Raw genomic sequence first — 13186 nt, forward strand, 5'->3', positions numbered from 1 at the left:
TGTTTCTGATGTCATTTTTTCGGAAAAGTTGTAATGGAGATCACCTATGCCTTGCACATGTTGCATCATCCCGAACGACGTTCTGACCAGGCTTTCACAGGACAAGAAGCTGTCCGCTGTGGTTCGCAAGCAGCTGGCCGACACCGTCCAGGTCAGTCATGAACTGCGCGAATTGCGGACACAGACGGCGAAATTGACCAACGTCGTGGCGGCGCGCGCCGCCGGACTCGTCACGCTGGCCGCGGCGCCGTCGGTCACGGTCTACGACTGCAAGCACACGCAGACGCTGCCGGGGACGCCGATACCGAAGCCGAAGACGTCCTCGGACGGCTCCGTCAAGCGCACCTTCAACCAGACCGCCAAAGTGGCCAAGTTCTACCAGCAGGTCTTCAACCGCAATTCGATCGACGATCACGGCATGACCATGATGTCGTCGGTTCATTTCGGCGAGAAGTACAACAACGCGATGTGGAACGGGTCGCAGATGATCTATGGCGACGGCGACGGCAGCATCTTCGTCGACTTCACCAGGGGCAATGACGTCATCGGCCATGAATTGACCCATGGCGTGACCCAGCACAGCCTCCAGCTCGTCTATAGCGGCGATGCCGGCGGCCTGAACGAGAGCGTCTCCGACTGTTTCGGCTCGATGTTCCGACAGTGGGAGGCCAAGCAGGATGTCAAGAAGGCCGACTGGCTGATCGGGCGCGACATCATGGGGCCGGCGGCCAAGAAGAAGGGGTTCACCTGCCTGCGCGACATGGCCGATCCCGCCGCCAAGCACTGTCTGGCGCCACAACCGACCAAATATTCGCAAGTCACGCCCGGCATGGATCCGCATTACGCGAGCGGGCCGCCGAACCTCGCCTTCTACACGGCCTGCACGACGCTTGGCGGATACAGTTGGGCCAAGATCGGGCAGGTGTGGTACCATTCGCTGACCGGTTTCGGACCGATGCCGAACATGACGATGAAGGCATTCGCGGCCCGGACCCGGCAGGGTGCCCACACGTTGTATCCTGGCGATGCCGCAGTCTCCGCCGCGGTCGATGCGGGATGGAAGAAGGTCGGGCTATAGGCCGGGTACGGCGCGTCACGAAAAGCGCGTTACGAAAGGAAGAAGGCGTGGATCGCTTGAAGATCGAGCGCGTCGGAGGGGTCGCCGGCTTCGGCGGCCCTCACCTCAAGAGTCGCGGTGAAGTGGCGTTGTCGGATCTGTCGTCCGCTGATCAGAAGACGGTGGAGCAGCTGTTTGCCGATCCGAAGAAAGTCGCGCCCGCGCATCCGGGCCAGGCCGACGCGTTCAGTTACCGGATCACGCGCGGTGCGCAGACGATCGAAGTCCCCGAGCATGCGGTCCCCTCGACCATCAAGAGCAGCGTCAAGGATGTCCTGGAGTAGCAATAGGGCCGGATTGGCGCTGTGATGGAGGAGACGCTGCCGCCGGATTCCGCGGGCGCTTGGGGCGTGTCCGCGTCGACGAGCCTCGAGGCCTACCGCGCCTTGCGCGCCGACCGGTCGCGATGGCTGCCAATCGCGCTCGACATCGCGCGCGGCCGTGGTCTCGATACCAGCTCGCCGCATGTGTTTTCGACCGGCACCAATCTCGTGGTCGGGCTCGGCGAGAAGCTGATCCTGAAGATCTTCCCGCCGCTATTGCGCGCGCAATTCGTCTCCGAGCGCGGCTCGCTGACGCAGCTTGCGGGCCGCCTCTCGCTGCCGATCCCCGGGATCGTCGCGGAAGGGATGCGCGACGGCTGGCCTTATCTGATCATCTCGCGCCTTGCCGGCACGCTCGGCTCGGAGGTCTGGCCGCAATTGGCGGAAGCGCAGAAGGAGCGCGTGCTGCGCCAGATCGGCGAGACCATCGCGTCCGTGCAGCGCGCTCCGCTCGGCCCGCTCGCGCAGATCCAGCCGCGTTGGGACGACTTCATGCGCGCCCAGATGCAGGGCTGCAAGGCGCGGCACACGCGTCTCGGCCTTGCCCCAAAATTCCTCGCGGGCCTCGACGATCTCCTGCGCGATGCGGCGAAACTCATTCCGATGGACGCGCCGCCGGTGCTCCTGATCGGCGAATACATTCCTGAGAATTTTCTGCTCGCCTGCACCAACGACGAATGGTCGCTCGCCGGCCTGTTCGACTTCGGCGACGTGCTGGCGGGGTGGCGCGACTACGATCTGCTCGGCCCCAGCGCCTTCATGGCCGCGGGCCGGCCGGGGCGGGTGCGCAACCTGCTCGAAGGTTTTGGCTATGCGCAGCTCGATTTCACGCTCAAGCGGCGCCTGATGGCCCTGATGCTGCTGCACCGCGCCAGCGACCTCAACAGCCACATCTGCATCGAGGGCTGGCAGGAGCAGGCGGATGATCTTGTCGAGCTGCAGGAGCTGATCTGGCCGGGGTGATCCCTGGGTGAACCAATCACCACTGTCGTCCTGGACAAGCATAGCGAAGCGCTTATCCAGGACCCATTACCCCAGGGAGGGGTTTTGCGAAGATTCGTGGTTGCCAGCTTCGCGCCGCAACTTCTCCCTGGGGTAATGGGTCCTGGCTTTCGCCAGGACGACGGTGGTCCAATAGGCCGCCTACCAAATGAGCCGAGGCTTCATTCAGCTTAATTCATGAGCAAATGCGTATCTTTGTATGCAATGCCCAAGGCCTGGACGGCAAAGCCACACCGTCTTCGGGTTCTATTCCATCATGATATCAATGCATTAGGAGCAGGATAAGCTCCCATTAAGCCTTGGCACGAACCTTGCGAATCCAGTTCCAACCAGAAACTTTTGTGTTGGAGCCATTTCATGAAGCGCCGCGATTTCCTCAAGTCCGTTTCCGGATTGGCCGCAGGCGCGGCACTTCCGGCCATGCCGTCCGTGGTCTCGTCCGCTTATGCCGATGCGCGCTCGGAGACCCTGCTGATCGTCTCGGAAGGCGGCCCCAACAATCTCGACATCCACGGCGTCGGCACCAACGTGCCCGGGTATGAGGTGTCCTGGAATTGCTACGACCGCCTGATCAGCCACGAGATGAAGAGCGGCCCCGGCGGCGTGCCCTATTACGACCGCGACAAGTTCAAGGGCGAGCTCGCCGAGGACTTCAAGATCGACGACATGTCGGTCACCTTCAAGCTGAAGAAGAACGCCAAATTCCACGACGGCGCGCCTGTGACCGCCAAGGACGTGAAGTGGTCGCTCGACCGCGCCGTCAGCGTCGGCGGCTTCCCCACCTTCCAGATGAGCGCGGGCTCGCTTACGAAGCCCGAGCAGTTCGTCGTGATCGACGACTACACGGTGCGTGTCGACTTCCTGAAGAAGGACAAGCTGACGATCCCCGATCTCGCGGTGATCGTGCCCTGCATCATCAATTCCGAACTGGTGAAGAAGAACGCCAGCGAGAAGGATCCCTGGGGTCTCGAATTCACGAAACAGCAGACCGCGGGCTCCGGCGCCTACAAGGTGACGAAGTGGACCGCCGGCACCGAAGTGGTGATGGAGCGCAACGAGGATTGGGTCGGCGGTCCCCTGCCGAAGATCAAGCGCGTGATCTGGCGCATGGTGCCGCAGGCCGGCAACCGCCGCGCGCTGCTGGAGCGCGGCGACGCCGACATCTCCTACGAGCTGCCGTTCAAGGACTTCCAGGAGATGAAGGCGAGCGGCAAGCTCAACGTGGTGTCGCTGCCGTTCTCCAACGGCATCCAGTACATCGGCATGAACGTGACCAAGCCGCCGTTCGACAATCCCAAGGTGCGTCAGGCGGTCGCCTACGCGATTCCCTATCAGAAGATCATGGACGCGGTGATGTTTGGCCTCGCGAATCCGATGTTCGGCGCGGCCAAGGACAAACCGACCGAAGTCGCCTGGCCGCAGCCGCACAAATACAACACCGACATGGAGAAGGCGAAGGCGCTGATGGCGGAAGCCGGCTACGCCAACGGCTTCGAGACCACGATCTCGTTCGATCTCAACTTCGCCGGCGTCAACGAGCCGCTCTGCGTGCTGGTGCAGGAGAGCCTGGCCCAGATCGGCATCAAGACCACCATCAACAAGGTGCCCGGCGCCAACTGGCGCACCGAATTGAACAAGAAGGAGATGCCGCTCTTCACCAACGTGTTCTCGGGCTGGCTCGATTACCCCGAATACTTCTTCTACTGGTGCTATCACGGCAATAATTCCGTCTTCAACACCATGAGCTACAAGTCGGGGGAGATGGACAAGCTGATCGACGGCGCGCGTGTTGCTGCCGCCACCGGTGACACCGCGACCTACGACGCCGACGTGAAGGGGTTTGTCGACCTCGCCTACAGCGATATCCCGCGCATCCCGCTGTACCAGCCCTTCGTCAACGTCGCGATGCAGAAGAACATCAGCGGCTACCAATACTGGTTCCACCGCCGCCTGGATTATCGCGCGATGGCGAAGGGGTGAGGGGGCATGCTGATGGTCGACGACGCATCGGCATGTGTTGGTCTCTGGAATCCTTGCGGTGCAGGTTCTTCATTCCGTGAGGCGGCCACCGCTCTCTCATTCCCTCCCCCCTTGCGGGGTCCGAGGCGAGCGAAGCTCGCTCTCGAGGGCGGGGAGAGGGGTAGCCACGAACACCGACCTCTCCTGGGGTCACCCCTCTCCCTCCCCCGCAAGGGGGGAGGGAACGCAGCGGAGTACGCGGCTAGCAGTGTGCGCAACACACGCAGGAGTGCCACGCCATGCTGACCATGATCGGCAAGCGCCTGATGTTCGCGATTCCCTCGCTGATCGGGGTCGTCATCGTCACCTTCCTGCTGACCCGCGCGCTGCCGGGTGATCCCGCCGCGTATTTCGCCGGCCCCGCCGCGACGAAGGAAGCGGTCGAGCAGATACGCAAGAAGCTCGGCCTCGACAAGCCGTTGATCGAGCAGTTCTTCCGGTACACCAACGATCTCGCCCATGGCGATTTCGGCAACTCGCTCACGACGGGCCAGCCGGTCGCGGCCGAGATCCGCAACCGCCTGCCGGCCTCCGCCGAGCTGACGCTGCTCGGCCTGATCGTCTCGATCGTGATTGCGATTCCGCTCGGTGTGCTGGCGGCGACGCGGCCGGGATCGTGGGTCGATCATCTCTGCCGGGTGACGACGACGGCCGGCGTATCGTTGCCGGTGTTCTTCACCGGCCTCGTGCTGGTCTATGTCTTCTATTTCTGGCTCGGCTGGTCGCCCGCGCCGCTCGGCCGGCTCGACGTGTTCTACAGCGCGCCGCCGACGGTGACCGGCTTCTATCTGATCGACACCCTGATCGCGCGCGACTTCGAGGCGTTCCGTTCGGCATGCAGCCAGCTCATCCTGCCGGCGACGACGCTTGCGATCTTCTCGCTGGCGCCGATCGCGCGCATGACGCGCGCCTCGATGCTGGCGGTGCTGTCGTCGGAGTTCGTTCGCACCGCGCGCGCCAGCGGCCTGTCGCCCGCGACCGTCATCGTCACCTACGCGTTCCGCAACGCGATGCTTCCCGTCATCACCACGCTGAGCATGGTGTTCTCGTTCCTGCTCGGGGCCAACGTGCTGGTGGAGAAAGTGTTCGCCTGGCCCGGCATCGGCTCCTATGCGGTGGAAGCGCTGATCTCGTCGGACTTCGCGCCGGTGCAGGGTTTCGTGCTGACCATGGCGGTCATGTACGTACTGCTCAATCTCGTGATCGACATTTTGTACGGCGTGATCGATCCGCGCGTGCGGCTGGAGGGCTAATCATGAGCACCGTTGCGCCTGCTGTTGAACCCGTCGGTCCCGCGCGCACGTCGGGACTCGCCGCAATCCTCGACCAGACCCGCTACGTGCTCGGCGAGAACAAGGTCACGGGTTTTGCTTTCGCGCTGCTGGTCGTGATCCTCCTTGCCGCGATCTTCGGCCCCTATGTGGTGCCGTATGACCCGCTGGCGTCCGACACCGCGGCGTCGCTGAAGCCGCCATCGGCCGCGCACTGGTTCGGCACCGACCAATTGGGCCGCGACATCTTCAGCCGGGTCGTGGTGGCGACGCGGCTCGATACGTTCATCGCGGTCGCCTCCGTCGTGCTGGTGTTCCTGATGGGCGGGCTCGCCGGCATCGCGGCCGGCTATTTCGGCGGCTGGACCGATCGCATCGTCGGCCGCATCGCCGATACCATCATGGCGTTCCCGCTGTTCGTGCTGGCGATGGGCATCGTCGCAGCCCTCGGCAACACCGTGCAGAACATCATCCTGGCGACAGCCATCGTGAATTTCCCGCTCTATGCCCGCGTCGCGCGCGCCGAAGCCAACGTGCGCCGCAATGCCGGCTTCGTGCAGGCCGCGCGTCTGTCCGGCAACGGCGAATTCCGCATTCTCCTCGTGCATATCCTGCCGAACATCATGCCGATCATGATCGTGCAGATGTCGCTGACCATGGGCTACGCCATCCTCAATGCCGCAGGCCTGTCCTTCATCGGCCTCGGCGTCCGTCCGCCGACGGCAGAATGGGGCATCATGGTCGCCGAAGGCGCCGGCTTCATGGTCTCCGGCGAATGGTGGATCGCGCTGTTCCCGGGCCTCGCTTTGATGATCGCCGTGTTCTGCTTCAACCTCCTCGGCGACGGTTTGCGCGACATCGTCGACCCGCAGCGGAGGACGTGATGGCAAATTTCCCGCTAAAATTCTCCAACGATTCCAATGCCATCTCTACTGTGCATGGGGTTGTTTTCGAGTTTTTGAGTGACGGGAGGCACGCATGACCGCCCAGCCCCTGCTCGACGTCCAGGACCTCACCGTCGAATTCACCACCCGCCGCGGCATCGTCAAGGCGGTGCAGCACGTCAACATCTCCGTCGCCAAGGGCGAGACGCTGGCGATCGTCGGCGAGTCCGGCTCCGGCAAGTCGGTGACCTCCTATGCGGTGATGCGTATCCTCGACCGTGCCGGCAAGATCGCCGAGGGCTCGGTGATGTTCTCGGGCATCGACGTCAAGGCCGCGACCGAAGACCAGATGCGCGATCTGCGCGGCCGCGAAGTCTCGATGATCTTCCAGAACCCGCGTGCCGCGCTCAACCCGATCCGCAAGGTCGGCGACCAGATCGAGGACGTGCTGCGCACCCATGTGCAGCAGGCCATGGTCTCGGACCGCGGCGAAAAGGCGATCGAGGCGCTGGAGCAGGTCAAGATCGCCCGCCCGCGCGAGCGCTATCACGCCTATCCGTTCGAATTGTCCGGCGGCATGTGCCAGCGCGTCGTCATCGCGCTCGCGCTCGCCTGCAATCCGCAGCTGCTGATCGCGGACGAGCCGACGACTGGATTGGACGTCACCACGCAGAAGGCGGTAATGGATCTGATCGTCGAGCTGACCAAGCGCAAGGCGATGTCCACCATCCTGATCACGCACGACCTCGGCCTCGCGGCAGCCTATTGCGACCGCGTCGTGGTGATGGAGAAGGGCCGGGTGGTCGAGACCGCAAAGGCCGCCGACATCTTCGCCAACCCGCAGCACCCCTACACGAAGAAGCTGATGCGCGCGACGCCGCGGCTCGGTGTGTCGTTGCGGGATCTATTGCCGGAGGAGGAGGGCTCAGCCGTCGTGGCCGGGCCTGACCCGGCCATCCATCAGGCTTCGCAGGACGAGGCCGGGAAGAGCGCGCAGCCCCTTCTCCTCATCGACAAGCTGGTCAAGGAATATCCCCGTCAGGGCGCCACGGCCACGCTCGGCAAATTGTTCGGCCGCAAGCCGCCGGTCGAGCCGGACGTGTTCCGCGCGGTCGACGGTATCAGCTTCTCGGTCGGTCACGGCGAGAGCGTTGGCCTGGTCGGCGAGTCCGGCTGCGGCAAATCGACCACGTCGATGATGGTGATGCGGCTCCTGGACCAGACCTCGGGCCTGATCCAGTTCGACGGCGAGGACATCGGCGCCACCGCGCCTGCTTCTTTTGCCCGGCTACCACAGCGCAGCCGCATCCAGATGGTGTTCCAGGATCCGACCGACAGCCTCAACCCGCGCTTCACCGCCGCGCGCGCCATCGCCGATCCCATCATGCAACTCGGCGACATCAGGGGGCGCGACGCGCTCCGCGCCCGATGTGAGGAACTCGCCACCATGGTGGGCCTGCCGCACAATCTGCTGGATCGCTTCCCGCACCAATTGTCGGGCGGCCAGAAGGCCCGCGTCGGCATCGCCCGCGCCATCGCCCTGCACCCAAAACTCGTCATCCTGGACGAGCCGACCGCGGCGCTCGATGTCTCGGTCCAGGCCGTGGTCCTCAATCTGCTCCAGGACCTCAAGGCGCGGCTAGGTATGAGTTATCTGTTCGTCTCGCATGATTTGAACGTAGTGCGCTTGTTGTGCGATCGTGTCATTGTCATGCGGTCGGGTCGAATCGTCGAAGAAGGGTCTTCCGAGAGGGTTTTGAGCGATCCGCAAGACGACTACACCAAGGAGCTTCTGACGGCGATCCCGCATCCGCCGTTGCAAGTACACTGAGATTACACTGATTGTTTGGGAGCGTGATGGCCGAACCGCTGGACGATTATATCGACGCTGTCACGAAAGCGTTGGCGTTGCCCGTCGAGGAAGCATGGAGGTCGTCCATTCGCGCCAATCTCGAGGTCTCGCTGCGGCTCGGCCGCCTCGTCGACGAATTCGCGCTGCCGGACGAGACCGAGCCGGCGCCCGTGTTCACCGTCTGACGCCGCCATGACGACCAAGCCAGAGATGACGGCTGCTGACATCGCCAAGGCGGTGGCCGGCGGCCAATTGTCCGCGCTCGATGCGACCGAAGCAGCGCTTGCGCGTATCACGCAGCACGACACCATCCTCAACTCCTTCACCGACGTCACCGCCGATCGCGCCCGCGCCAAAGCGCGCGCGATCGATGCCGATATCGCCGCCGGCAAGACCGTCGGCCCGCTGGCTGGCGTGCCCTTCGCGGCGAAGAATCTGTTCGACGTCGCCGGGCTCTCGACGCGCGCCGGCTCGAAGATCAACCGCGACCGCGCGCCCGCCAGCCGCGACGCCACGCTGATCGAGCGGATGGAAGCTGCCGGCGCCGTCCTCGTCGGCGCGCTCAACATGGGCGAATACGCCTATGATTTCACCGGCGAGAACGTCCATGACGGTCCCTCGCGCAATCCGCACGACACGACGCGGATGAGCGGCGGCTCCTCCGGCGGTTCGGGCAGTGCCGTCGGCGGCGCGCTGGTGCCGATCGCGCTCGGCTCCGACACCAATGGTTCGATCCGCGTGCCGTCCTCGTTCTGCGGCATCTTCGGCCTGAAGCCGACCTATGGCCGGCTCTCGCGTGCGCGCTCCTTCCCGTTCGTCGCGAGCCTCGATCATCTCGGCCCGTTTGCGCGCTCCGTCACCGATCTCGCGCTGGCCTATGACGCGATGCAGGGACCGGATGCGGACGATGCCGCCTGCACCACCACACGTGGTCTGGAGCCGACGACGCCGCTGCTTGCCAATCCGGTTTCGGACCTGCGCATCGCGGTCGCCGGCGGGTACTTCCAGACCAATTTGTTTCCGGAAGCCGTCGAAGCCGTCAGCCGCGTCGCCAAGGCGCTGGGCGCAACGCGAGTGGTGGACGTGCCCGAAGCCGCGCGCGCCCGCGCGGCGGCCTATGTCATCACGACCACCGAAGGCGCCTCGCTGCATCTCGATCGGTTGCGCAAGCGGCCGAACGATTTCGATCCCGCGGTGCGCGACCGGCTGATCGCGGGCGCCATGGTGCCCGCGCCGCTGGTCGACCGCGCGCAAAAATTCCGCCGCTGGTATCGCGCGCAACTTGGCGAGATATTCAAATCCGTCGACGTGCTGATCGCGCCGGCCACGCCCTGCGTTGCGCCAAAGCTCGGCCAGGTCAATTTCAACCTTGGCGGCGTCGAGCTGCCGGTGCGCGCCAATATCGGCATCCACACCCAGCCGATCTCGTTCATCGGCCTGCCGGTGGTCGCCGTGCCGGTGCCGCTCGAGCCGCTGCCGATCGGCGTGCAGATCATCGCCGCGCCATGGCGCGAGGACATCGCGTTGCGCGTCGCGTACGCGTTGGAGAAGATGGGCGTCGCCGCCGCGCCCAGCCCAAGAGGATTTTGAGATGGAGATCGATCTCCCCGACGTGATCGCGGAAGTCAAAGCCGCGTTCGAGCGCTATGAGCAGGCGCTGATCACCAACGACGTCGCAGTGCTCGGCGAGCTCTTCCGCAACGATCCCCGTACGCTGCGCTATGGCATCGGTGAGAACCTCTACGGCTATGAGGCGATCTCCGGCTTTCGCGCCGGCCGCTCGCCGGTCGGCCTCGTTCGCCGCACCGCAAAGACCGTCATATCGAGCTATGGCCGCGACACGGCCGTCGCCTCCACCTTGTTCTATCGCGACACCGCGCCCGGCAAGGTCGGCCGGCAGATGCAGACCTGGATTCGCTTCCCGGAGGGCTGGCGCGTCGTCGCCGCCCATGTCAGCATCATCGACGAGTCGAAAGAAACCTGATCGTATGACGCTTGAAGACTTTCCGCCCGGAATATTGCCGGCCGAGCCGGTGGTGCCGCGCGTCGACCGGGCGCAACCCAGCGTGCACAAGGTCACACGCGCCGAGGAGCTGCGCCTGCAGCTCGCCGACGAGATCGTGCGCGGAGCTCTGGCACCCGGCTCGCCGCTTGACGAGACCGATATCGCGCGCCGCTTCAGCGTCTCCCGCACGCCGGTGCGGGAAGCACTGCGCCAGCTCGTGGCGAGCGGCCTCGTCGAAGCGCGCGCCCATCGCGGCGCGGTGGTGGCACAGCCCTCGATCGAGCGGCTAACGAGCATGTTCGAGGCCATGGCGGAGCTCGAGGCGCTCTGTGCAGGTCTCGCGGCCGAGCGCATGTCCGCCGCCGAGCGCCACGGTCTTGAGGCCATCCACGAAGAGCTGCGGGTTCTCAGCTACACCGGCAATCCCGATCGCTTCCACGAGGTCAACGAGCGCTTCCACAACGCGATCTATGCCGGCTCGCAGAACGGCTACATCGCCGAGATCACGCTGGCGACGCGCGTGCGCGTGCAGCCGTTCCGCCGCGCCCAGTTCCGCAATCTCGGACGTCTCGCCAAATCGCAAGCGGAACACGACCGCGTCGTGGTCGCCATCATGCGCGGCGACAAGCAGGGCGCAGCCGCCGCGATGCGCGCGCATATCGAGCTGGTGCGCGGGGAGTACGAGATCTACGCGGTGTCGGTGTAGGGCAACGGCGGGTCAATTTACTCGCTGTCGTCCCGGCGAAGGCCGGGACTCATAACCCCAGGGAGTGGTTGTGGTGCGAGCTGGTAACTCCGAGTCTTCGCCAAACTTCGTCCTGTGATTATGGGTCCCGGATCTGCGCTTCGCTTGTCCGGGACGACCGTGGTAATGAGCTCAGGCCGTCGCCGCTTCCGCCATGAACTTCCGCCAGCCGCCATAGCTCGTGATGTCGCGCGCCTCGCCCAGCACTTCGGGCTCGACGAGGAATCCCTTCACGCTGCGGCCGTCGGCCAGTCGGATCGTGCCGATCGCCATCGGCGCGGGAATCGCGTTGACGAACTTGCCGAAGGCGGACGACGACAGCGACCAGATCTCCAGCTCGATCGACGCGCCCTTGCCGGCTTCGACGCGCAGCATGCCCGGCTTCGGCGGCGTGGTCTTCAATGCGTAGAGCGTGTAGTCGGGCGCGGTCCTGGTCGCCTCGATCAGGTGCCCGTTCAGCGCTTTCAACTCGCCGTTCAACGCCATGCCGGAGAGATGCGCGCCGACGACTGCGATTGGAATCTCGTCGATGCCGCTTGCGGCAAGCGGCGCGAGCGGTGCTTGCGGCACGCCCTTCGCGCCAAGCGTCAATTTGGTATCCGCATGGAACACGCGACCGATGCTCGCGAGCAGCGCGTCGTGGCCGGCGGGCGCAAGCAGCGTGATGCCGAACGGAATGCCGTCCGTGCGCATCGATGCGGGGACCGCGAGACCACAGAGGTCGAGCAGATTCACAAAATTGGTGTAGGTGCCGAGCCGGCTGTTGAGCTCGACCGGATTGGCCAGCACCTGCGCGGTCGTGTAGGCCGTCGGCGCCGTCGGCAGCACCACTGCGTCGATATTGGTGAAGGTACGTTCGGCGATCTTGCGCAGGCCCTGCAAGCGGTAGAGCGCGGAGAAGGTGTCTGCAGCAGTCAGCCGCGCGCCCGCCGCGGTGATCTCGCGCGTCACCGGATGAATTGAATCAGGCGCAGACGCGAGCAGGTTTTTGATCACAAGATAGCGCTCTGCGACCCACGGTCCCTCGTAGAGCAGCCGCGCCGTCTCGTAGAACGGCTCGAGGTCGAACTCGACCAGCGTTGCGCCAAGCGCGGTCCAGCGCTTCAACGCATCGGCGTAAGCCGCTTCCGCCTTCTTGTCGCCGAAGAAGATCAGCTGTCCGCCGCGCGGCACGCCGAGGCGCAGGTTGGCCGGGAGCGGGGTGATCGCGCCAAGCGGCCGGTCGCGCGAGAACGGATCGGCCTGATCGGAACCTGCCATCACGGAGAGCGCCAGCGCAGCGTCGTCCACGGTCAGCGCGAACACCGAGATACAGTCGAGCGTCCGGCAGGCGGGCACCAGGCCAGCGGTCGAGATCATGCCGAGGCTCGGCTTCAGCCCGACGATGTTGTTGAGCATTGCGGGCACGCGGCCACTGCCGGCGGTGTCGGTGCCCAATGACAGCGGGACGAGCCCGGCGCCGACGGCGGTGGCCGATCCCGAGCTCGATCCGCCGGGAATGAGGTCCTCACGGATCGAGTTTCTGGGGATGCCGTAGGGCGAGCGCACGCCGACAAGGCCGGTCGCGAACTGGTCGAGATTGGTCTTGCCGATGATGATGGCGCCGGCGGCGCGCAGCCGCTGAACCGCGGTCGAGTCATGTGTCGGGGTGTACGAGAAGGCCGGGCACGCCGCGGTGGTCGGAAATCCCAGCGCGTCGATATTGTCCTTCACCACGACCGGCACGCCATAGAGCGGCAGGCTGGCGGCCCCCTTCGTGGCGAGCGTCTCGGCCTCCGTGATCGCGTCCTTTTCGTCGCGCAAGCTGATGAAGACGGCGGGATCGTTGTGGTCGCGGATGCGCTGATAGCTGCGCGCGACCGTCTGCGCCGGCGTGAGCGTGCCCGCGCGATGCGCGGCCACAATCGCGGCGATCGTTTCAGGCTGCTCAGCCCCCATGGTGACAAAACTCCGGCTACGTCTCTTCAC

General features: G+C 64.8%; 12 protein-coding genes. 11 read left to right on the plus strand and 1 reads right to left on the minus strand.

Annotation, left to right across the window (positions count from 1 at the left end; all coding sequences use genetic code 11):
• Positions 1 to 46 precede the first annotated feature (46 nt).
• The 11 genes from JQ591_RS07355 (at position 47) to JQ591_RS07405 (ending at position 11179) form a co-directional block, all read left to right on the plus strand.
• Positions 47 to 1078, plus strand: a complete 1032-nt coding sequence (locus tag JQ591_RS07355) for a M4 family metallopeptidase (RefSeq protein ID WP_211395342.1) — start codon at positions 47 to 49, stop codon at positions 1076 to 1078.
• A gap of 56 nt (positions 1079 to 1134) precedes the next feature.
• A complete protein-coding gene (locus JQ591_RS07360) occupies positions 1135 to 1401 on the plus strand; it encodes a protealysin inhibitor emfourin (RefSeq protein ID WP_211395343.1) in 267 nt (88 codons plus the stop codon).
• Between the two features lie 24 nt (positions 1402 to 1425).
• On the plus strand, positions 1426 to 2403 hold the full coding sequence (locus tag JQ591_RS07365) for an aminoglycoside phosphotransferase family protein (protein ID WP_211395344.1): 978 nt from the start codon (positions 1426 to 1428) through the stop codon (positions 2401 to 2403).
• A 396-nt stretch (positions 2404 to 2799) separates the two neighbouring features.
• A complete protein-coding gene (locus JQ591_RS07370) occupies positions 2800 to 4422 on the plus strand; it encodes an ABC transporter substrate-binding protein (protein ID WP_211395345.1) in 1623 nt (540 codons plus the stop codon).
• Between the two features lie 278 nt (positions 4423 to 4700).
• The gene (locus JQ591_RS07375) at positions 4701 to 5714 is read left to right on the plus strand and encodes an ABC transporter permease (protein ID WP_211395346.1); all 1014 of its coding nucleotides are present in this window, start codon (positions 4701 to 4703) and stop codon (positions 5712 to 5714) included.
• Between the two features lie 2 nt (positions 5715 to 5716).
• Positions 5717 to 6616: an ABC transporter permease gene (locus JQ591_RS07380; RefSeq protein WP_211395347.1), complete on the plus strand. Its 900-nt coding sequence runs from the start codon at positions 5717 to 5719 to the stop codon at positions 6614 to 6616.
• A 94-nt stretch (positions 6617 to 6710) separates the two neighbouring features.
• Positions 6711 to 8447: a dipeptide ABC transporter ATP-binding protein gene (locus JQ591_RS07385; protein WP_211395348.1), complete on the plus strand. Its 1737-nt coding sequence runs from the start codon at positions 6711 to 6713 to the stop codon at positions 8445 to 8447.
• A 26-nt stretch (positions 8448 to 8473) separates the two neighbouring features.
• Complete coding sequence (locus tag JQ591_RS07390) at positions 8474 to 8653, plus strand: DUF4089 domain-containing protein (protein ID WP_007615797.1); 180 nt, start codon at positions 8474 to 8476, stop codon at positions 8651 to 8653.
• Positions 8654 to 8660: 7 nt separating this feature from the next.
• Positions 8661 to 10058, plus strand: a complete 1398-nt coding sequence (locus JQ591_RS07395) for an AtzE family amidohydrolase (RefSeq protein ID WP_211395349.1) — start codon at positions 8661 to 8663, stop codon at positions 10056 to 10058.
• 1 nt (position 10059) lies between these two features.
• A complete protein-coding gene (gene hpxZ / locus JQ591_RS07400) occupies positions 10060 to 10452 on the plus strand; it encodes an oxalurate catabolism protein HpxZ (RefSeq protein WP_211395350.1) in 393 nt (130 codons plus the stop codon).
• 4 nt (positions 10453 to 10456) lie between these two features.
• The gene (locus tag JQ591_RS07405; RefSeq protein WP_211395351.1) at positions 10457 to 11179 is read left to right on the plus strand and encodes a GntR family transcriptional regulator; all 723 of its coding nucleotides are present in this window, start codon (positions 10457 to 10459) and stop codon (positions 11177 to 11179) included.
• A gap of 171 nt (positions 11180 to 11350) precedes the next feature.
• Here the strand turns inward: JQ591_RS07405 and atzF are convergent, their stop codons facing one another.
• A complete protein-coding gene (gene atzF / locus JQ591_RS07410; RefSeq protein WP_211395352.1) occupies positions 11351 to 13156 on the minus strand; it encodes an allophanate hydrolase in 1806 nt (601 codons plus the stop codon).
• Between the last annotated feature and the right edge of the window lie 30 nt (positions 13157 to 13186).

It is taken from the genome of Bradyrhizobium canariense, assembly GCF_018130465.1.
GTDB classification, from domain to species: domain Bacteria; phylum Pseudomonadota; class Alphaproteobacteria; order Rhizobiales; family Xanthobacteraceae; genus Bradyrhizobium; species Bradyrhizobium canariense_C.

Bases quoted from the DNA above. Each gene is read 5' to 3' on its own strand.
- JQ591_RS07355 (WP_211395342.1), top strand. From the start codon at position 47: ATGCCTTGCACATGTTGCATCATCCCGAACGACGTTCTGACCAGGCTT.
- JQ591_RS07365 (WP_211395344.1), top strand. From the start codon at position 1,426: ATGGAGGAGACGCTGCCGCCGGATTCCGCGGGCGCTTGGGGCGTGTCC.
- JQ591_RS07370 (WP_211395345.1), top strand. From the start codon at position 2,800: ATGAAGCGCCGCGATTTCCTCAAGTCCGTTTCCGGATTGGCCGCAGGC.
- JQ591_RS07375 (WP_211395346.1), top strand. From the start codon at position 4,701: ATGCTGACCATGATCGGCAAGCGCCTGATGTTCGCGATTCCCTCGCTG.
- JQ591_RS07380 (WP_211395347.1), top strand. From the start codon at position 5,717: ATGAGCACCGTTGCGCCTGCTGTTGAACCCGTCGGTCCCGCGCGCACG.
- JQ591_RS07385 (WP_211395348.1), top strand. From the start codon at position 6,711: ATGACCGCCCAGCCCCTGCTCGACGTCCAGGACCTCACCGTCGAATTC.
- JQ591_RS07390 (WP_007615797.1), top strand. From the start codon at position 8,474: ATGGCCGAACCGCTGGACGATTATATCGACGCTGTCACGAAAGCGTTG.
- JQ591_RS07395 (WP_211395349.1), top strand. From the start codon at position 8,661: ATGACGACCAAGCCAGAGATGACGGCTGCTGACATCGCCAAGGCGGTG.
- hpxZ (WP_211395350.1), top strand. From the start codon at position 10,060: ATGGAGATCGATCTCCCCGACGTGATCGCGGAAGTCAAAGCCGCGTTC.
- JQ591_RS07405 (WP_211395351.1), top strand. From the start codon at position 10,457: ATGACGCTTGAAGACTTTCCGCCCGGAATATTGCCGGCCGAGCCGGTG.
- atzF (WP_211395352.1), bottom strand. From the start codon at position 13,156: ATGGGGGCTGAGCAGCCTGAAACGATCGCCGCGATTGTGGCCGCGCAT.